The organism is Paenibacillus xylanexedens, from assembly GCF_001908275.1.
GTDB lineage: Bacteria > Bacillota > Bacilli > Paenibacillales > Paenibacillaceae > Paenibacillus > Paenibacillus xylanexedens_A.
In genome coordinates, this window is sequence record NZ_CP018620.1 from 5,876,892 (window position 1) to 5,898,342 (window position 21,451).

The following is a 21,451-nucleotide window of genomic DNA, read 5'->3' on the forward strand; positions in this document are numbered from 1 at the left end:
TTATGATTCTAGCGTATTTTCTCCCGTTCGACCAGTCCTATATATATGAAGGTTCAGGTCTGCTTTTTTCTTCATGTGGCAACATCATTTTATACGCTAACTTACATATCCAATTTGGAGAAATATCTCTTATCTAACCTTTTACACAAATCGCAGACTTCTCTTACCTCACCTTAACATAAGCTCCCTATACTAAAACAATTGTACAACTCATTACACACGAAACGATAAAGGGGATCTGGAACATTGAAAAAGAGAAATCAATGGCTCGCCGTTCTGTCGATGACTGCCATTCTTACCGCAGGAGCAACCAGCTACACATCAATGATTCATGCCGCTGACGCAACTAAACCCGCCAACGATCATGTCGTACTGCGTACAGCCATCCAAAATATGCAGGGTACGGTCACATGGAACGGAAGCAGTCGCAGTGTTGATATCCAGATCGCAGATACTAAAGTACAACTTCCTATAGGAACGTCATCAGCCACCATCAACGGTGTGAAAACTCCTTTGGACAGTAAAAGCTACATCACCAAAGGTACAACGTATGTATCTCCACAAACGCTAAAATTAATTACGGATCAACTGATCCTGAAACAAAATAAAACCGGTTTTGAACAGACCGCATCGTTTCAGATGCTTGGAGGAAAAGCAGAAATATCAGCATCTACGCCAGATGGGCAGCGCCTGCTCGTAACCGAAGCAGACAATGGCAGCATTTCCGTGCTGGACATTGCTGACTTGAAAAACATCAACGTATTAAAGACGGTAAGCTTCCATGACCTCTCCGCCAAAGCTGAAGTTACAAGCGTAACCGTGTCCAAAGATGGTAAATACGGTCTTGCTGTTATTCGTACAGGGGATACAGACAGCGAAGCAAACAAAGGGTTACTTGCCATTGTGGATCTGACAACCTACAAAACCGTCAAAACGTATGAACTGGGCATTGGTCCTGATTCGATTGCACTGTCACCTGACGGTCTGCATGCAGTGATCGCGATAGAGGATGAAGAGCTGAATAAAGCTGCGGATGAAATTGACTATGCCAACACCAAACGTCCGGGTAGCATTATGGTTGTATCTTTTGCTGATGGGAATGTATTAGAGGGCGAAATCACCAACTTACCGGTATCTCTCGAAAATGTAGAAGGTGCCATCTATCCGCATGATCCACAACCAGAGTATGTTGCCATTAGTCCAGATAGTAAAACAGCAGCCATCACGCTACAGGAAAACAATGTCGTTGCCATCGTAGATCTGGAGACAAAAAAAATCAGCTCAATCTTCGCTCTGGGTACCACTTCACATCAAGCGGATCTGAAAGATGATGGTATCGTTCAGTTTAAAGAGACGTTGACCGCTCGTTATGAACCGGATGGGATTGCTTTCTCGGCAGATGGCAAATACCTGCTGACAGCCAATGAAGGGGATTTGGGCAAGAATGAATTTGAGGATGGTGTAAAAGCAGGCGGACGTAATATCGCTGTCTGGAATCTGCAAGGACAGCGGATGTACGATAGCCAGAACCTCATTGACGAGGCAACCGCTATGGTCGGCTTGTATCCGGATGATCGCAGTCCCAACAAGGGAAGTGAAGTGGAGAACCTGACCGTTGCTACTGTAGACGGCACTACGTATGCAGCCGTAGCTTCCGAAAGGGCAGATGCCATTTTGTTCTTTGATCTTGCTGATCCGGTCAATCCGGACTACCTGGGTCTGATTCCTACAGCCGGAGAATCACCAGAGGGAATTCATCGTGTTAACGGACGTAGCCTGTTTGTGAGTGCAGATGAAAGCACCGGAACGCTTAGTTTTTTTGCCAAGAAATAGATCCGAGTATTATTGGTATGTAAAGGCTGAAATGAGCGGTTTCACGTTGTATTGAGTAGGTAGGGGCGAAAAGCCCCTATCCTCTCATACTATTGTACGCGCTATTCCACGTACCCACATGTAATGCTGCAAAGGTTATCGACGCTTCATATTTTCCAATTCCCGCCTGTTCCGCTCGACTTCCTCTTGCAACACTCGTACTTCCATCCTTAATGCGGATACTTCCTCTTTGACGCCAGACCTCTTCATCCCAAGATAGAAAACCAGATATAATACAAGACCAATCATAATAAAGAAAATTAATAGCGTTATAATACCTGCAATACCTATAGAGCTAATCATAACTTTACGTTTCCCCTTCCGACATTCTATTAATTTATATTTACAACAATACCATAATTAAGCATAACGAACAGTATAAAAAGCCAAGAGAGCATGCTCCCTTGGCTTCAATTTATCTATATATACCTTCCTATCCGGTGATCCTTATTCCCAGAAGAAACGACCTGCGAACACTTTTTCCGTCAACAGTTTATACGTTTCTTCAGGCAATTCTTTTTTCATCTTTGCCATAACGGCGTCTTTGCCTTGATTATATTGTGTGGACATGCCAATCTCTGCCGTTGTATTGCTAGCATCCAGACGCATGATTGGGGCTTGAGCATCTTTCGTCCAAGATGTCCATGCCGCTAGATCAGGTGATCCACCCGTGCCTGGATTGCCTGTGTACAGGAACTGCTTCAGATATGCTGCCATCGCGGCAGACAACTGATCACGTCCTGGTTTGTTTGTATCGCTAAAGTACCCATCAGGGAAATAGGCAGCAATTCCGTCTGCGTGTCCTGTATAGAAGTCCATATCCGCACCATGTGGTGCGCCCAGTAACGTGAGCAAACGCTCAGAGATGACCCCAGGTTGTGTGCCCCATGCAAAACGATACGCATATACCGGTGGCTGACCTGCTTCACTGGTCAATTGCTCCGCTACACGCTCTGCATTAAAGCCTGCATAAGCTTCGCTACCGTATTTCAACGCAGCAGCATATTGTTCCGCCTTGGTTTTATCAGTAAACAGAGTCTCATCCGTGATGGATGGAGAGAAGTTTGGATCACCGAAGGCAAAACCAGAGAACTCCGTTTCCAGGCTGCCGAGCAATACAGGGACTTTCGTGTAATTGCCATTATTGATGGCGTCAAATCCTTCTTTTGGAATCACTGTGCCATCACGGAACAGATGCGGGAATGGGTCCATCCGGATTGCCGTTGCACCAAACGCTGTGACCAACTTGTCCGCAGGCAGTGCACGCAAGTAACTCTCCAGCTGTGCCTGAGATTGCTTGCCAATCCATGCTTTTGCTTCTTCTGCATTAGCCGCTTTCCCCTCTTGCACGAGTAGCTTCACAAGTACATCCTCGGATTTTTGCTCGCCTTCTTCCGGTGATGCTGTCGTCAATCCTCCGCTGAAAGCAACTGCTTTTTGATACAATCCTTTGCTAAGTGGCGAGATCAGAGTTGCCAGAACATCACGTGCACCAGCAGATTGTCCGGCTAATGTAACATTGCCTGTATCTCCGCCAAATCCTTCGATATTATCCTGTACCCACTCTAGTGCACGGAATGCATCGAGCAGACCATAGTTACCTGAGTCATCCAGGGCATTGCCTGTTTTCAGTGCTGCATTCTCGAAGAATCCAAGGGCTCCCAAACGGTAATTCACTGAGATGATAATGCTGTTGGTGCTCCGTGCAAGCTGTTCACCTTGAAAATCTTTACCTGATCCGGTCATATTCCCGCCGCCGTGCAGGAACACCATAACCGGAAGTTTCGAACTGGTTGTGTCGGGACGCCAGATATTGAGATACAGCGAATCCTCGCTTCCTGCTGTAGTCTTGCCGGAGATCTGCAAGCTGTTCGCTGCAAATTCCTTAGCCGATCTGGTTCCTGTCCATGCTTCTGGTTCTTGCGGGGCTTTCCAGCGCAGTTCCCCTACCGGAGGTGCCGCGTAAGGAACACCAAGCCAGCCGAGCGTGCCATATTGCTCATAGGTTTTGCCATCAATCGCGCCATACTTGGTCTGTTGCACCGTTTGAGGTTGGAACGCTCCAGCTTCTTTATGTTTTAACCAACTCTGCTCCAAGGTTCCACTGCCATTCTTGAGCTGTATCTGCAAAGCCTGTGCGGTTGCCTCTGCCATCAGGCGATTGGTAAGTTGACTCGCGCCCTTCCCTTGAAGTGCCTTGATTCCTTTCCCAGCCGCGTAGGTGGAAGCCGCTCCCTGCTCATAATCCGAACCCGCTTCATATCCAAGCACCTTCAGCAGCATTTCGGCATAACCTTCCGCTGTAAGTGGTGCATTAGGTTCAAACTCATCCGTTCCTGTTACGATCTCAGACACATACGGATGCTGCTTCAAGTAACCAACGACCGGTTGCAATACTTTGCCTGCCTGAGCCGCATCGTCATACGTTTCCGATCCCTGATAAGCGAGTGCTTCTTTCTCCAATCCGGACAAACGCAAGTAAAGTACTGCGGCCTGAATGCGTGTAGCCTTTTTGTTCAGATAAGCTGCATTAACTCCTTGACCGCTACCGCGAATAAGCTCGGATTGGATCAGCTTGTCCATCGCTGCTGAAGAAGAAGGTCCTGTATTGCCTGCTGCATAAGCTGGTAGAGCGGATACACATAACCCCAGAATTGTTGCTACAGCAATCGAACGTTTAATGGTTTTCATGTCATAAATCTCCTCGCTGTCGAATAGTGTGTGATGGGATAAGTTCATTGGAATGTCCATTTGAATTGCGTATCTAAGAATCAGTATTCCAATGTCTGGATGAGTCTATATCTCTATTTATGAAAAAATTAAATCTGCTGCGCTCCTTTCTGCTCGAAATATCTGCTACGGCGCTTGCGGTCATGCCATCAGGCATTTTTTTATATAAAAAAACCTGAACCGAAGGCAAACAGACATCGCTTTAGCGTGGTCTACTGCCCTCAATTCAGGTTTTGCCTGCAATCAGTAACAACCCTGAGGAATGAGGTTCATTCCATATGAAAATGTAAACGCAATCAATCGTTTGATGAACAAAGAACCAACGAATGAACTGACACAGGTATTGCCCTAAACACGGTTACAATCCTGTTGTTATGGTGATGTTAGCACATAATGTAAGCGTTCGCAATATATTTTTTACACAATTCAATATATAACATCATATCGCTCCGAATGTTCCGTCGGTTATAAGCTTTAATTATACAGAACCGACGATGTAACAAAACAGACCATAGGTAATTTAACCTATGGCCTGCTCTGGTATGACGTGATTTGCGTCAATTTTGTAGAATGAAATGTTTTTTTATTCCTGCAGCTTGCTCACTTGTTCAATCAGACTATCCAGCCCCTTGTCGACCAGATACGGTCCATAATTCCAATAGTTGCGAGACACATTAATGATCCGATGGTTTTTGATCGCAGGAATACTCTGATACACCGGCTCATTGAATAGTTCCATCATCTGCTCCATCTCTTCATCGTCCATCTGGGTGAAGAAGTAGTCTGCAGGTTTATCCGCCAGCTTCTCCAATGAGAGCACGGTTCCACCATCTGCATAAGCTTTGTACTGTTCAGGCATATCAAATCCGAAATCCTGGTATATCAACTTGCCCAATGTGCCGCCTTCTCCCCCAAGTAATACCTCCTTATTGTAGATAACGAAGGACATGGCCGTGGTTCCCGGTTCAATATTGATGTTCAGTTCATCCCGGATCCCATTCAATTTACTTTCAAAAGTAGCAATCCATCGCTCTGCTTCCTCTTTTCGATCCATAATCTCACCCATCGTTCTCAGGGTGTTGATGACATCTGGGTCACCACCCCAGGCTACCGTAATCGTAGGCGCAATTTTCTCATAGGTGCCAATCACTTCCGTGCTTGTATAATCAGGTACGATGATCAGATCTGGCTCTAGATCCGAGACCACTTCTACGTTCCCCGTTCCTGATCCGATATCAGGTACATTAGCCATCTCTTCCGGGTACAGATCCAGTGTTTCCTTGTTGGCACCCGCCGGCTTCATTCCGAGTGGCAGCAAATACCCCCCATATGTGATCACAACCGGTTTGGCAGATTGGGCTGGAATCTCAACCGTTCTCCCCGATGCGTCGGTATACATTTTGGTTGCAGGCAGTGAAGCATCTTCATTTGCTGTTGACTGTGGATCAGCTCCTCCCCCGCAAGCTGCTAATAGCAGGGATAAACTAAATAATAAACTGACCGCCAAAGTAGGCTTAAAACGAACATTCAAGTCATTCACGCTCCAAGTGTTGTATTGATAATGATTATCGTTATTATCAATATAGCGTTGTGTGAGTTCTCCAGCAATGAACGATTCCGACTTCTTATTGGTACGATTTGAACCTTTAAACAGATGACTGTGCATTTTATATTGAGCGGGAGTTTCTCCCACCATTCGTTTGAAGATTCGGCTAAAGTAGTACAAATCTTTATATCCAACGCTCTCAGCCACATCACGAATCTGAGCCTCTGTCTCTGTTAGCAATACTTTGGCTTGGTTCATCCGGGTTTGGATGACGTATTCCATCGGACTGCAACCGAATTTGCGCTTGAATACCCGTGCCAGATAATGACTGCTGTAATGAAATTGGGCCGCCATATCCTCCATGGACACGGGATGTGCGTAGTGCTCCTGAATGTATGCTGCAATCTGCTCGGCTAATTCTGGAGGATCAGCTACCTGATCACTCGCCTGCTTCCATTGACGAAACTGTTTGTATACAAACTGATACAACAGTCCTGTAACCTGCAACCTGTCCAATTCTTCGCCGCTTACCCAGCATTCATGCATTCTCTCCATTATAGGAATTAGCGACAGCGGATATGTTGCTGTAAAATAATACTGCTGCGGGGAAAATTCATACTCCTGTTGTACGTTTTCTACTCTCGACGGGTCGGTACCAGTGGAGCTTGGCTGGGGTTTATATAAAATAAGATAATATTCCAAGGGGAGATCCAGACAATGGATATGTATAGTTGTGCCTTTGCCACCATGCAGAACCTGCGTCTGGTTGGACCTGAGCTTTTCTTTGCCCAAATGAACAATGGCTTCTCCTCTGACCATCACCAAAAAAGCATGGGCTGGCAAAACATACGGCTTAATTGCCTGTCCCGGCTTCAAGACCAGATGACGAATGTCCATGAGCTTCACCTGATTTTTATTCCACCACTGAATGGCTTCTGACCATTCTTTCATTACAAACCACCTCAAAGCCGATCACTAGACGAGGGTCATTCCCTGGTCCAATTTTCTCCTTAACATACAAGAGTGGTACTCATTTTGTCCAGTTCACCTGAATTCCAACATCCTTCACTAATCGTAAATTTTACATATAGTTAACCCATTTCATACGTTAGTTTAGCAATTGTTGTATACACTTGGTCTGGGATACCAACTATACATATATTCTAGGAGGATGCATTCATGTTAAACCGGTTTAATGTCCGTGCAGCCAAAATGATGCTCGCGGTGACAACAATTGTTACGGCTACACTCGGAGGAAGCAGTGCAGCGTGGGCTGTGGAGAACACCACCTCAACGACATCTGCATCACCGATTAAAAATGTGATTATTCTGATTCCTGACGGTATGGCTAATGATGCTACCGCTCTGGCTCGTTGGTATAAGGGCTCGTCCCTGACACTGGACTCCATGGCAAGCGGCATGGTTCGGACACACTCCGCCGATGCGCCGATTGCCGACTCGGCCCCTGCCGGAACCGCTTTTGCAACAGGTTATAAATCTCATACCGGATTTGTCGGTGTACTGCCGGACAAGGCTACCATGCCTGGGCAAAAGGCTATTGCGCCTGGAGACGAAAGAAAACCTGTTGCTTCCGTGCTGGAAGCATCCAAACTGGCGGGTAAAGCAACTGGCATTGTCGCTACATCCGAGATTATGCACGCCACACCAGCGGATTTCTCCTCTCACTATCCGGACCGTAAAAACTATGATGCACTCAGCAAACAACAAGTCTACAACGGCATGGATGTTGTGTTGGGTGGAGGTAGCAAATACCTTGAGCCAGCCGGACGTAAAGACGGCGAAAATCTGGTTTCGTCCATCAAGGCACTGAGTTACGATTACGTCACTACACCAGCTGCAATGAAAGCTTCCGATTCGAACAAGCTGTGGGGTATGTTTGCACCCGCAGGCATGGCTTATAATATGGACCGTGATCCTGCGAAACAGCCAAGCCTTGCCGAGATGACATCCAAAGCCATTGAAGTACTGTCCAAAGACAAAGACGGCTTTTTCCTGATGGTCGAAGGCAGTAAAGTGGACTGGGCAGCTCACGCCAATGATCCGATTGGTATTATCAGTGACGTGCTGGCTTTTGATGATGCCGTAAAAGTAGCCATGGATTTTGCCAAAGCAGATGGAGAAACTGCCGTTGTGGCTGTAACTGACCATCAGAACGGTGGACTCACGATCGGTAATGCCTCCACAACTGGCACTTATGACAAAGAGCCGTTGTCCACATTTATCGGACCTTTGAAAAAGGCCAAGCTGACTGGTGAGGGCGTTGAAGCGAAGTTGAATGCCAAGCGCACAAACATCAAAGCAGTGATGAAACAATATTATGGTATTACCGATCTGACTTCCGAGGAGGTTGCCACCATTAAAGCGGCTGAGCCGGGCAGTCTTAACTATGCAATCGGTCCAATGATCAGCAAACGTGCAGGGATCGGCTGGACAACCGGTGGTCATACAGGTGGAGATGTCGTGCTGTACACGTATGCTCCGAACAATGATCGTCCATTCGGTGTGATTGACAACACGGATATCGCTAAATATATGGCACGTGTACTGGATCTGGATCTCGACAGCGTGAACAAACAATTGTTTGTACCTGCCAAACAGGCATTTACAGCCAAAGGCGCGACGTACAAACTGGACCTGACGGACACCAAAAATCCGAAGATCCTCGTAACAAAAGGTAACACCAAAATGGAACTGCAAATCTACAAAAATATTGCACTGGTGAACGGCAAAAAGACAACTTTGGAGGGTGTCATTGTGTATAACGGTGTAGAGGCATTTGTACCACAGACGGCCGTTGATCTGATTCAATGATTCGTTAGAGCTACGGAACCACAAGGAGATTACACCATCTGGCTGCCGAATATTTCGGCAGCTATTTTACTGTTTATTGTTAAGGAGTAGGTTCCTGCTAACACCTATCGTATAATGAACGTAACAAAAATACATATCATGCAAGAAAAAGGAGAGATTCACCCATGTTGATCAAATTAAACTGGATCACGCTGAGGGTCAGTAATTTGGAAGCTTCGCTCGGGTTCTACCACGACATGCTTGGACTTCCCATTCAGCGCAGATTCGAAAGCCGTGGACGGCAGATTGCCATGCTGGGCAAGGAGAATGAAGCTAAGCTGGAACTAATTGAGGGCAGTGAGTCCATTCTTAAACCAGAGGCCGGCGTGTCGATCGGTTATGAGGTGAACTCGCTAGATGAGGCCATGGAACGACTGACAGAACTGAATATTCCGATTGTGCGCGGCCCCATCCAGCCCAATCCGCATCTGCGGTTTATTTACATTACAGATCCAGACGGCTTCGAGGTACAACTCGCAGAGCATGTCTAATTAGGCGAGAGCACATAATTGTGCGTATCACGATGATCAGTTGTGTGTGCAAGTGTGCAGTCAAATCAGATGTAAGCTCACACCTACATCGGGCAGCGCAAGCACGTTTTTTGTCTGTTTACAGCTTCATGCGGCGCATCAGCGGCACACCTACGCGATTCAACAACCGATCAAGCAGCAGCCAGCACCAGCGTCTGCCCCATGGAAGGTGGCGCTCATACACAGCCGAATATTCAAAATCCGCCACAGCACCGCGATTGCGCTTGAACTGCGCAGCCCCGGCGCTCTCATGTAACAGATGACCGTTCTCGCGAGCCTGTCCGATCAGACAAGCTGATAACATGCGGTATAGTCCGACGGATTGGGGCACCGCTGTATCGTAACCGAACAGCGGCGTTGTCATAACTCCATTGCGGCAGAAATAACCCATGACCGCGTCCAGGCGCCCTTCCTTCCGCAATCCATAGAGCCTGAGTGTCCCTGATGCCATCGCAGCAGCAATGAACTGCTCGGTGAATTGCGGATTGTGATAGGAGTATTTTTCAAGATATAACAGCTTGTACAGCTCAACGATTCGCGGAATATCTGCATCTGTCATATCTGCTTCGGATACGAGTTCGTAATCGTGCTTGGCCAATAATTCGAAATCCCGCTTCAGCAACCAGCGCGACTTGGAGTTGCCAAAATTCGGATCATGCGCTTGGTACAGGTAGATTTGTCGGCTCGGAATCAATCGACACCCCGCTTCTGGTAGCCTCGCCGTCAGATCGGGATGAAGTCCCGGACACAAGGAGCGAAACACAATGACATGCTCAGGGTACCGCTCTTGTACCACTGCAAGCAAACAAGCTGCCTGATCACCAGACATGGCTGGATACAGATTGGTGGACAACAACCAGTTGTTCACATGCACAACTTTGTTGATCTTCGATTGCTTCATTCCCCAACCTATTAGACTGAGCAGCACAGAAAGACCTTTTTCCAACACTGGCTTCTGCAACATGTTCAGTTCCTGCTTGGCGTAACTCACATAATGCGTATATGGCGAACAAACGTAAGCATTATCATACTCTGTATCATTCACCGTCAGCGGAATAACGAGATTATCAATCCGGGCGAGCAACAATGTCGTTTCCACATTGGACATAAAGCTTTGGGTTCCGTCCAGCATCATAGGTTCCAGATAGACTCTGGCATATCTGCCATCCTCTGTATCGGGCCAGTCCATCTCTTTGAACGAATGCTGATCATAAAGACGCACGCGTGCAACGCTATTATCATTCCTATGCTCATATGTAAGGTCATCGTAGGCCGAGCTGTCTTTCATTAATTTATTCTTCAAACTTTTACTCCCCCATGAGGTAACGTCTTCTTTTGACTACTATTTACATTTTTAGTTCTACTCTCTTCATACTCTACACAACACACTGTATAGGAAAAAAATGTCGGCATCAAGCTGTTTTACAGATGAAAAAAAGCCCGTCCAGTACGCTAAATTCGCACCGACAGGCCCTCAACTATTAATATTAAAGTTTATTCTCAACGGAAGAAGCCTGATGATCCGAGACTAACTCATTCAGGTTCACAATCAGTTGCTCCAGTTCTCCAAAACTCTCTACCATCTTCTGTGTCAGGTTACGTTGTTCTTCCATGCTCGCCAGAATCTCTTCTGTCGCTGCACTGGATTGCTCCGTCACACTCGAAATCTCGGAAACTTCATTCACAACTCTGGTGGAAGATGCCTTCATGGTCGCCGAACTAGTCTCTATATCTGTCGCTTGATTCAACACATGCTGAGAGTTGCTGTTGATCGTACGGAATACTTCCTCTGCCGTATGGACGCTATCTCTTCCTTGTTGTAACGATTGACGAATGCGTTCGAATCGATCCGTCAGTGCCTGCGTCTGCCCTTTTAATCGAGACAGGATGGTTCCGATATCACTTGCGGACTGACCCGAGTTCTCCGCCAACTTGCGAACTTCCTCCGATACAACGGCAAACCCGCGCCCATGCTCACCCGCACGAGCAGCTTCAATGGCTGCATTAAGTGCGAGCAGGTTGGTCTGACTCGCAATATCCGCTATGCTGTTCAGCATAAGCGTCATGGATTCACTTTCCTCGTTGAACTTTCGCATGTCATTTGCAGTTGTATTGATCGTTTCATATAGATCTTGCATCTGGATGTTTAGCTGGTCCATCTGTGTGCTTCCAGTTTGCGTGCTCGTTGCCATACTTGCGGACAACTCTTTCATCTGCTGGGAATACGAAGCAACGTCCTTGATATGCTGATCCGATACAGATAAGGATTCTGAAATTTCGGCTACACTGGTCGCCTGGAACTCAACACCTTTTGCAACCTCACTGAACCCAAGCGTCACCTCATTGGTGATGGAGCCAGTCGCATTCACTTTTTGCTTCAATTGATCCGTATAACGTGATAAACCTTCGACCGATTCCTTCACACGTTCCAGCATGGTTTCCACTCTTTGCTTAGAATGCTCCACCTCATTTTGGCGTACTTCACTTTCATGGAAAAGCCTTTGATTCAGCTGGGAGACCAGCATCAGAATGGCCCCCGTGAGAGCGAATAGTCCCACATTAACGATATTACCTATTAGCTCAACGGAGTCAACGGTATTCATAACAAATAACTGCAGAACACTGTTGACTAGTAATACCGAAAATCCAACCACAAAAAATTTCTTGTTAGGAAATAACAGTAGAACTGCGGTTATAACCAAACTTAACGCAAAATTGACCGTTCCCCAACCGACATAGACGCCACATATTGTCAGTAATACGGTAATCAGCCATGGAATGAGATGAATATGTTTCTTTTTCGCATTAGCGTATGTAATCCAAACTACAAAGACTAGAGCTACTCCATTGGACACAAGTAACTTCGGCATCGTAAAGGCAAGCCCCATACCAATGGCAATAATAATCCACAAAATGATACCAATTAATTTGTTCCTTTTCCAAATAATTTCGTCCATACGATCCATGCATACCCCGTCCTTTTATGTAGGTTAAATGTAAGTTGTAGGGCCTTTCTGTACTACATCTAGTAGTCTTTGGTCCTGCTTATGTGCAAATCGCAAATACGCAGCGCCTTAACATAGTACATATTAACTTCACAAGTATGAAATCAGCGCTACTTTATGTATATCGGTATTCAACATTTAAAATGAATATGAAATATAAAATGATATGTAAGCATATCATTTTATAAACAAAAAAGGTCTGTCTTATACGTTATGACGTACAAGACAGGCCTTTTGGGTCGTGAAAGGATGTGCAGCAGCTCTTATTTTCCGAATACAAGTGTCGTATTGGAGGAGCCTGCATACTTGGTGACGAACTCACGCGCGTAGCTGGCACTCTCTACCTGATAACTGTAATTGGAGCTTGGTCTCCAGTTCGTTTTAGGAGAAGTTGGACTATTAAGCGCTGGTGTACTGCCCGTATCCGTAAACTCACCTTTTCCTTTGTCATCCAGGATGCCACCCTTTTCAGCGCCAGCACCAAAGTAGTTGTTTTCAGAATAAATCCGTGCTTTTTCACCAATTGTGATGGCCTGATTAAAGTTGTTTGCATAGTTGTTTTTGAGATGGAAGTAACCATATCTTAAAAGTCCAGGACCACGTACATATAAATTTTCGAAGTAATTATTGGACATCGTCACATGAGGCACTCCATTGTAACTGCTGTTACCATCATTCGGATGACCAAGGATGACGCCATACTTATGGTTCGCAAATTTGGAATTGCTAATCGTAATATAGTCGGCGCGATCACCAATATACAGAAGTTTGTCCAGATCACTACCGCCAGTGCTGTAGCTGTGACCAGCAAACGTCACATGATCAATCCAGTAATTGGAGCCTGAAGTGATATACATCTGGATATCATCATTGGCATTAATATTGGAAGCGTGTTCAAAAGTCAGATTCTGAAAAATCACATTGCTTGAACTGCTTGTGGATCTGAAATGAATATTCGTTAATGTATGTTTGCCAAAGGAACCTACAAGTGTCTTGTTCGCTCCGAATTCAACCTTTTGCAGCGTGGAGGAAGAAATATTCTGTTCAATGACGACAATTTTGGCTGTAGAGCCCGCCATATGTGTTCTCAGGTCATTGAGATTACTAACGTAAACTACCTGACCGTTCTTGCCACCTGTCGTGGCTGCCTTCGATACACCACTTTCATTCTTGGCACTGCCTGCAAAACCAGTCAACCCATTCGTACCTGTGTTCGGATAACTAGCCGCACCATATGTAGACGGGGCTGTAGAGACAGTTAACAACAATAGAGTTACAGCGAGTAAAAGCATCGAAAATTTCTTCAAAATTTCACCATCCTTTATAATATTATCCTCAAAGACAACTCGATTATATCGTGTAACTTTGGTTGTGACAATACAATAATTGCAAAAAGACAACAATATTATCTTTTTCGCAACAGCAGATCAGATATAGTGAAAAAACGTAAACCCAGCCATTCGTTCACACAAAATAGAGACGCTAATTAGCGTCTCTATTAAGGAGTACTATGTGATCCAACTTGGAACTGATCTGCCCTCGGATCAGTTCTTAAAGCCTCTAACGAAAACCAGTGCTTGCGGATAATAATATGTTACGACTTCTGATAGCTGCGGCGGAAATCACCGGGTGTAAGTCGTTCCAGCTTCTTGAAGATGGCTCCATAGTAGCTGGTCGATTCGAAGCCGACTTGACGAGCAATATCCTCCATCCCGCGCTGCACATTGTCGAGCAGCAGTTCCTTGCTCTTGTTGACTCTTACCTGATTAACATAGCTGATGGGACGAAGACCTGTCGTCTTCTTGAACAAATGACAGAAATATTCTGGTGTGACACAGATCAATCCAGCCAGCGTTGGCAAAGTAATCTCTTCAGCATAATGCTGTTCAATATAGTCCAGAACCGGCTTTAATCGCTCATACTGCTGCCCGACGGTATCGCTGCCCTGCACAGATACGCGTTGAATAATCTCTGTCAATAAGGTATAGAGAATGGCGGAGCAGGCGTAATTGCTTAATGTCTGCTCTTGTGGTGTTAAGGCAGCTTGCAGCAACTCCCGCATCCGGGATAGAAGGTATTCAGGCTGTACAAGCGTGTATACGCATGTGTCGACAATGCCCACGGTTTCAAACAAGTTTGCTGACCCGTTGCCATCGAAAATGATCCAGTCGACTTCCCAACTGTCGGATAGCGCATAGTATTCATGCTTCTGTCCAGGGAATAACAGCATGCCCATACCTGGCTTGACGATATGTTCCGTTTCACTTAGCTTGAGCTTACCCACACCGCTGCGGCATTGTATCCACTGATAATCCTCAATGCCTTGGTCTCGGCGGATATGCTCCTGTTCATGATGCAGGCCAATGCCAAGTAAATAAAAAGGGAGCAGCTTGTCTCGGGCAGATAATACCGGAAAATTACGATTGGGATGCGGCATAAGACTAACTCTCCTGATCTTAATATTGTTATATCATATTAATTATTTAAGATATTCACTCGAATTAATATAGCATATAATCGCAATATATTGATAAATAAAGGAGATCACAGGATGACAATTAAGATCGGAATTGATTATTATCCAGAGCAATGGACCCCGGAGTTATGGGAGAAAGATGCTGTACTTATGCGAGAGACGGGGGTTGCTGTTGTGCGAATGGCGGAGTTCGCCTGGAGCCGAATGGAACCGAATGAGGGTAATTATCAGTTTGAATGGCTGGATGCGGCTATAGAAGTATTCGCTTCGCGCGGCATGGAAATTGTGTTGTGCACCCCAACCAATACCCCGCCAAACTGGATGACAACACGTTATCCGGATGTGCTGCCCATGGATGAACAACGCCACATCATTCGGCCAGGTGTGCGTGGACATCGTTGCAACAACAGCCCTTCCTTGAGAATGCTGGGCTCCAAATTTGTGGAAGCGATATCACAGCGCTATGGTAAGCATCCCGCCGTCATTGGCTGGCAAATCGATAACGAGATGCACTACCAGGAGTGCCATTGTGATACATGTAATCGTGCATTTGTCGCTTGGCTGCAAAAGCGTTATTCCAATCTGGAGGAATTGAACCGGGAGTGGGGTACGGTCGTCTGGAGTGGTGAGTACAGCAGCTGGGCTGAGGTAACAACACCACTCGGACCCAGCAAACCAATGAATCCTTCCTATCTTCTGGAGTACAAACGATTTTGTTCTGACAGCGTAGGCTATCTGCTGGGATGGCAGCTTGAGATTTTACGCCGTAACTGTCCAGGCCAATTTGTGACGCATAACATGTGGCAGTATCCGAATAGTCTGGACTATTATGATATGCACAACGAATTGGACTTCGTCTCTGTTGATTATTATCCAAATGAGCTGTATCGCGATTATGGCGATCGGTTTCCGAGGAACGGAGCGCTTACGCTGGACTTGGTTCGCGGCATCAAACGCCGCAATTTCTGGGTAATGGAACAGCTCAGCGGAGCACAGGGTGCCTGGATGCCGATTCAGCGCACCCCGTATCCTGGACTGATCCGAGCTCGCTCCTGGCAGACAATCGCTCGCGGTGCGGATATGGTCGTCCATTTCCGGTGGCGGAGTGCTACCGTCGGAGCGGAACAGTTCTGGCATGGGCTAATCGACCACAGCAATGTTCCTGGACGCAGGTTCAGGGAGTTTGCTGAGCTTACTCGCGAGGTGAACCGGTTAGGAGAAATGCTCGCCGACTCAACCATTGTTACCCAGGTTGCGATTCTGCATTCGCATGATCAGCATACGGCACTTTCCCTTCAGCCACAGGCGGAAGGAGGAATGCACTATATAGACAACTTGTCCTCTATGCATAATGCATTTCTGAAAATGGGTGTTGGTACAGACGTTATCAATTGGACCGAGGAGCTCGATGGGTACAAGCTGGTCATTGTCCCTTCTCTCTTCCTGTTAAGTGAAGAAATAGCACAGCGACTGGAGCGATTCGCAGCTAAAGGGGGGACGGTTGTCCTCACAAATCGGACCGGTGTGAAGAACATGAGGAATGTATGTGAGATGCTGCCTCTGCCGGGGCTACTGGCCGAAGCCGCGGGTGTTGTCGTAAGTGAATATGATGCCATCGGCAACAGTGAGCATCGGATACGGAACGCGGAGGGCAAGACATTCGCTGCGAAGCAATGGTGTGATCTACTGGAACTGCGAGGCGCAGAGCCGATCGCCTGGTATGACAACGACTTTTACGAGGGTGTACCGGCGGTTACTGTCAATAAGTTTGGTGAAGGTGAAGTGTATTATGTTGGCACTTGGCCGGAGCCATCGTATTTCTATCAGTTGTTTGAAGGCATATTGAAGGAAAAGGAATTGGCGCCCAAAATCCAGCTGCCGGAAGGTGTTGAGCTGTCGATTCGAACGAAGGGGGAGCAAAACTTCCTCTTCCTGATCAATTTGACGAATGAGCAACGAGAGATTACGCTGGACGTTCCTTTTCGCAGCTTGTTGACCAGCGAGAGGTTGGATCAGAAGTTGACTCTTCCAGCTATGGGAGTAGATATTATAACTGTATAAGATCAGCAGCTTTTCTTATTTAAGAAGGGATGTCTCACAAGGCTTACGACCTTGAGGGACATCCCTTCTCTGCTTTCACTAACATTCACCTAATCTGAATAAGAGTATTGCCAGTTAGTTCATCTTATTTGATTTTGATTTCCAATTCATCATTCTTGGCTTCCTGCAAATCATCATAGACCTTATCTGGTTTACCACGAAGTTTTAATACCATGGACTCCGGATGGTCCAACAGATTGCTACTGAAAGAATACATCATTCCGTCTTCCGTTCCGCTCCCGCCTACCATGGATAACTTGGTCTGTTTCCCGTTTTTAGTGGTAGTTACAATCTCAAGAGGCTGAACGACTTCACTGATCGACAACTTCGTTTTGTAATCGATCTCTTGCTCCGGCTCAAAAACAATTCTAACCCGAGTCATAAGCGGTGATAATTCCACTTCGGACAACGTAACTTCATGACCCCCAACGGTAAAGGTCCGATTAACGTTGATGATTTCCGTTTTGGGGATAGAGAACTTGGGATCCAGTGCAAAAGAAAGATTCATTTTTTTGGAATATTTATATTTTCGTTCCTTTTCCCCTTTTTCTGAATTTCCCACCACATCTGGAACAACGGAAGAAAGCTGGAATTGAAGATTCACTTGCTCAGGCAGTGGTTTATTTCGATTACGCTCAATTGTATTCCGGCCATAAATGGTATGTTTATCATTCGAAAAATGCATACCTCCTATATTTCCGTTATCAAGGACATAACCTGTTTTTGCATCCGTCATCTTGGTATTGACTATCGAATAAATCTCTTGCGAAGCATCCGTTCTGGCGGTATACAATACGGTTATCCTGTTCTCATCCGCCATAACCGCGTTCACGGTAAACTGATATATTCCTGATGTCACCGTCCGATCCACGAGTTGCACATAACCATTATTGAGCGTTGAAGTAATCGTTGCACGGTCCATATCCGAAGTTAGCAGGCCACGAAAGGGTTCAAGTACTCCCCAATGGGTCACAGGCTCAGTATATGTTGCCGGTTGTTGCCCATAGTTTCCAAGCGGGCCTATAAGAAACCAACCCGCAGCCAGAACCGTGACTAGCACTGCCGTGATCCATTTGATACGAACAGTCCTACCTGATCGTTTTGTTCTGGCCTTTGCGAGACCACGTTGAATTGCCGCAGTCGTGTCCGCCGGATTCCATTGCTGTTTCTCTCTTTTCACCTGATATGCGTCTGCAAGAAGTGCTTTCTCCTCCGGGTTAGTGGTCATGCCAATCCCTCCTATTCCTCATCAACTTGCGCAACTGTTGGAGTCCCTTGTGCTGCCAGGTCTTGATCGTACCTTCCGGTTTGCCGAGGATGGAGGCAATATCCGTCAGTGTCATGTCGTTATAATATTTCAGCAATAATACATGGCGATATTTCGGTTTCACCTTTTGCAAAAGAGATTCCATAGCGATTCGATTATCATCAACGCTAATCATCCAAGACGCCGGAATGCTGTCCTCTATATCCTCCTTCGCCAGAGGTGTCGCCCGCTTGCGGCGCCTCTGTTCATCGATGCAGACATAGATGAGAATCCGAATGATCCACGACTTGAACGCCTTCTCATTATTCAGCGTACGACGTTTGATCCAAGCCCGGCACGTCATCTCCTGCACAGCTTCCAGCGCATCTTGCCGATTACGCAGGTAACTGTAGGCGATGGAAATGAGCGTATCTTGATGTTCCATAATGGATTGCACAAATGCCGTCTCGTCTTCAGTCTGTACATATATCCTCTGGTTCATCTCTGCTTTTGTTTCCACCCCGCATCCCTCCTTCTCTCTCTTTCTGTGGTATAAGACGGGTGAGTGAAGCAAACGGTTTTTAATATTTGTTCATCAAAAAAGCTCCGCCATCATTATGAGGGAGCTTGATTACATAGCACTTCGGCCGCCGGTATACTGAATTACGTACACGAATGAACAATCCAAGATCAACTAACTTACAAATTGCCGGTGACTTCGATCCCGTCGGCCAATTGCAGATGGTTTTTCACCCAAGCTGTAAACTGATTCAAAAAATTCCGTAATTCAGGCTCTGCAACCACCTGGTGATCCAACTCTGATAAAATCCCCACCCACACATCCTTCGTAATCGGATTCTCCCAGCAGGGATCAAGCTCCTTCATCTCTTCTCCAGTTCGCGGGTCAATTAAGGGAAATGCGCGATCCAATGCAGGGCGAATATAGTCAAAGTCTTCATGATATATGAACAGCATGTCTTCCATCTCTACTTCAACCGATTCTTCTATGTATAAAGGGGATACAACAAAACCCACATTCCGCTGTGGACCTTGATACTGATATATGAGCGCAGGAATTGTTCTCTTTGATTTTTTAGCCATATATGCTCCTCCTGTTTCAGGCAAATCTCTTACCGATCAGAGCCATATTCCCAGCCCATATGTACAACCTCCTCCTTCAGACTTCGTTCGCTCCAGATCGTTGCTTTTGTTCATGCATTTGATGGATTGAACGATCCAACCATAACTCATACCAGTCCAGAAAATGTAATCGATTCGTATTGCCCCAATACTGATCAGGATAGATTCCATTGCGGTTAGCCCGGTCATCAACCCAGATCTCTCCGTAGGAGGCTCCCTTAACAATCAGATTCATGGAGATGCCACAACCAAAATCACTGATGCGCAGCATGCCTGCCGACCATTTTGGATCAAGATATTCATGTTCCAACGCTTCCCATTCCTCTTCTTCCTTGCTGTCTTCGAACCAGTCATAGTTCCAGTTCCATGATTCTGTGAATTGAAAAGGGTCCGAGATTGCATTCAGCTCATCATCATAACCAAGCACAGCGTATACGCCGTCATCCGGGTTTTCCAGACCATAATAAGGTCCTGCACCACCCGTTCCCATATGAAGAAGCCATGCCTTATACTCCTCCGGCAACTCAATTCGCCATTTCTGTTCAAATTGCGTGATATCCTCCTGCGTCCACACAGGCTCCATTTCATATTCATGGTTTTCTGCGCCAAACAGGTCCAGATCCGGGTCCAGACTTCGGAGAGTGCTCAACTTTTCACGCATCCGCTCCAGTTGTACAGTGTACATAATCTACCTTTCCTCCCTTCGCTACTCTATTACGTTTGTTCCACGGCATACCCGCGTTGCTGCAACTCATCCAGTGCTGCTGCCACATCTCGCTCAGGACACAACTGCTTAATCAGGCTGGCGGTCACCGGTTTTTCTGCATATACATCAGTTACGGCTTCCAACGGCAGATCCGGCAAGTCATAGTAGCCTTTGGCCCAGTCAACGTAATCTTCCGTGTTCTTCTCCAAATATCCCAGTAAAAATTCTGCGCCACCTCTGGCATCCACTTCGTCTTCCTCGGTCATCGCCAGCTGAATCCAGTTACCAACCTTCCATGACAAGTCGTTCCCTTCCTGCCATAGGCAAAAGGTCACATCCTCCATATCCAATGTTTCCTCATGATCTCGCAGAACAGCCATCAAGGCCTCTGGCACTTCATCATACATGCCCGGGTAGATCTCACCATCCTCACGTGCATGCGGGCTTAAAGGTGACTCATGATCGAATCCCTTGATCAAGGTACCTGAATTCGTAAACAATACATGCAGATGATCACCTGCACCGTTATTAATGCTTCCCCACGCCACACCTGGCTGAAGCTCAGCTTCATAATAATGAACGCGTAGCCATTCTTCCTCCGAAAAGATGATATCCAATGCAGCAAGTATTCTCATCCGTTTACGCAAGCTATCTGCATTCATCATGGTTGTTTCGTTCCAATCCTGCATATCAAATTCCTCCTGTTCACATATGTACACTACATCCGAATTAATTCATCCAGCGTGTTATTTCCCTGAATACTTGGTGTCATGATAATCGCGATCCGACTGGCTTCTCTGGATATGATACACGCATAGTTTCCGGGCTTTAACTGAAACAAGACCCCTTCACACGACTCATCCGGCTCCAAATCACCGCCACTGACATCATCTGCTGCTCCTAGATAGACGTTGCCCGACGGAACTTGCAAATGATACACTTTTCCACGTTCTGCTACCCGTTCTGGATCTACATCTGCATCTACATCCTGCATGCTCCATTCCACCTCATACACTCCATCCGCACCCAAGTTAAGGAACAGACAATGGCCTGCATTCACCTCAGCCAGCTCGTCCGCCGGAATGGACCACCAGTCCGAAGTATCCTCGACACGATGTTTTAACGCAGCCAGATCATACAAGCACATTGTTGCCGTATCTGTAACCATTTGAAATGTCCCTCTCATATTCAACCGTCCCTTCTGTCTGATTCAGGTCTGAGCTCAGAAA

17 protein-coding genes are annotated in these 21,451 nt (G+C 46.3%); 4 read left to right on the forward strand and 13 right to left on the reverse strand.

The window, feature by feature from the left end; genetic code table 11:
- Positions 1 to 246 precede the first annotated feature (246 nt).
- Positions 247 to 1,833, forward strand: a complete 1,587-nt coding sequence (locus BS614_RS25680) for a choice-of-anchor I domain-containing protein (RefSeq protein WP_074096023.1) — start codon at positions 247 to 249, stop codon at positions 1,831 to 1,833.
- Positions 1,834 to 1,968: 135 nt separating this feature from the next.
- Here the strand turns inward: BS614_RS25680 and BS614_RS25685 are convergent, their stop codons facing one another.
- From BS614_RS25685 to BS614_RS25695, 3 genes are all read right to left on the reverse strand, one after another.
- On the reverse strand, positions 1,969 to 2,175 hold the full coding sequence (locus BS614_RS25685) for a hypothetical protein (RefSeq protein ID WP_074096024.1): 207 nt from the start codon (positions 2,173 to 2,175) through the stop codon (positions 1,969 to 1,971).
- Positions 2,176 to 2,319: 144 nt separating this feature from the next.
- A complete protein-coding gene (locus tag BS614_RS25690) occupies positions 2,320 to 4,563 on the reverse strand; it encodes a carboxylesterase/lipase family protein (protein ID WP_074096025.1) in 2,244 nt (747 codons plus the stop codon).
- 622 nt (positions 4,564 to 5,185) lie between these two features.
- Positions 5,186 to 7,099, reverse strand: coding sequence for an AraC family transcriptional regulator (locus tag BS614_RS25695; RefSeq protein WP_074096026.1), 1,914 nt, complete (start codon positions 7,097 to 7,099; stop codon positions 5,186 to 5,188).
- A gap of 261 nt (positions 7,100 to 7,360) precedes the next feature.
- Between BS614_RS25695 and BS614_RS25700 the strand changes: the two genes are divergently transcribed.
- Both BS614_RS25700 and BS614_RS25705 read left to right on the forward strand, forming a co-directional pair.
- Positions 7,361 to 8,980 (forward strand): alkaline phosphatase, encoded by a 1,620-nt coding sequence (locus tag BS614_RS25700; RefSeq protein ID WP_157116328.1) that lies wholly within the window; start codon positions 7,361 to 7,363, stop codon positions 8,978 to 8,980.
- A gap of 164 nt (positions 8,981 to 9,144) precedes the next feature.
- Positions 9,145 to 9,510, forward strand: coding sequence for a VOC family protein (locus BS614_RS25705; RefSeq protein ID WP_074096028.1), 366 nt, complete (start codon positions 9,145 to 9,147; stop codon positions 9,508 to 9,510).
- Positions 9,511 to 9,628: 118 nt separating this feature from the next.
- On the opposite strand, the gene BS614_RS25710 is transcribed toward BS614_RS25705, so the two are convergent.
- The 4 genes from BS614_RS25710 to BS614_RS25725 form a co-directional block, all read right to left on the reverse strand.
- Positions 9,629 to 10,852: a GNAT family N-acetyltransferase gene (locus tag BS614_RS25710; RefSeq protein WP_084174736.1), complete on the reverse strand. Its 1,224-nt coding sequence runs from the start codon at positions 10,850 to 10,852 to the stop codon at positions 9,629 to 9,631.
- A gap of 184 nt (positions 10,853 to 11,036) precedes the next feature.
- Positions 11,037 to 12,515 (reverse strand): methyl-accepting chemotaxis protein, encoded by a 1,479-nt coding sequence (locus BS614_RS25715; protein WP_074096029.1) that lies wholly within the window; start codon positions 12,513 to 12,515, stop codon positions 11,037 to 11,039.
- 302 nt (positions 12,516 to 12,817) lie between these two features.
- Complete coding sequence (locus BS614_RS25720) at positions 12,818 to 13,861, reverse strand: pectate lyase family protein (protein WP_074096030.1); 1,044 nt, start codon at positions 13,859 to 13,861, stop codon at positions 12,818 to 12,820.
- Between the two features lie 287 nt (positions 13,862 to 14,148).
- Complete coding sequence (locus BS614_RS25725; protein WP_074096031.1) at positions 14,149 to 14,991, reverse strand: AraC family transcriptional regulator; 843 nt, start codon at positions 14,989 to 14,991, stop codon at positions 14,149 to 14,151.
- 114 nt (positions 14,992 to 15,105) lie between these two features.
- Between BS614_RS25725 and BS614_RS25730 the strand changes: the two genes are divergently transcribed.
- Positions 15,106 to 17,091, forward strand: a complete 1,986-nt coding sequence (locus tag BS614_RS25730) for a beta-galactosidase (protein WP_084174738.1) — start codon at positions 15,106 to 15,108, stop codon at positions 17,089 to 17,091.
- A gap of 124 nt (positions 17,092 to 17,215) precedes the next feature.
- Here BS614_RS25730 and BS614_RS25735 read toward each other — a convergent pair whose 3' ends face one another.
- From BS614_RS25735 to BS614_RS25760, 6 genes are all read right to left on the reverse strand, one after another.
- Entirely contained in the window at positions 17,216 to 18,358 is a 1,143-nt protein-coding gene (locus tag BS614_RS25735; RefSeq protein WP_074096032.1) for a DUF4179 domain-containing protein, read from the reverse strand.
- Positions 18,348 to 18,896, reverse strand: a complete 549-nt coding sequence (locus BS614_RS25740) for a sigma-70 family RNA polymerase sigma factor (protein ID WP_342351877.1) — start codon at positions 18,894 to 18,896, stop codon at positions 18,348 to 18,350. Before BS614_RS25740 ends, BS614_RS25735 begins: the two co-directional genes overlap by 11 nt.
- Positions 18,897 to 19,075: 179 nt before the next feature.
- Complete coding sequence (locus BS614_RS25745) at positions 19,076 to 19,477, reverse strand: hypothetical protein (RefSeq protein ID WP_074096033.1); 402 nt, start codon at positions 19,475 to 19,477, stop codon at positions 19,076 to 19,078.
- A 76-nt stretch (positions 19,478 to 19,553) separates the two neighbouring features.
- Positions 19,554 to 20,201 carry an SMI1/KNR4 family protein gene (locus BS614_RS25750; protein WP_084174740.1) on the reverse strand — a complete coding sequence of 216 codons (648 nt, stop codon included), beginning with the start codon at positions 20,199 to 20,201 and terminating at the stop codon, positions 19,554 to 19,556.
- A gap of 29 nt (positions 20,202 to 20,230) precedes the next feature.
- The gene (locus BS614_RS25755) at positions 20,231 to 20,911 is read right to left on the reverse strand and encodes a hypothetical protein (protein WP_074096035.1); all 681 of its coding nucleotides are present in this window, start codon (positions 20,909 to 20,911) and stop codon (positions 20,231 to 20,233) included.
- A 29-nt stretch (positions 20,912 to 20,940) separates the two neighbouring features.
- A complete protein-coding gene (locus BS614_RS25760; protein ID WP_074096036.1) occupies positions 20,941 to 21,408 on the reverse strand; it encodes a DUF6386 family protein in 468 nt (155 codons plus the stop codon).
- Positions 21,409 to 21,451 lie beyond the last annotated feature (43 nt).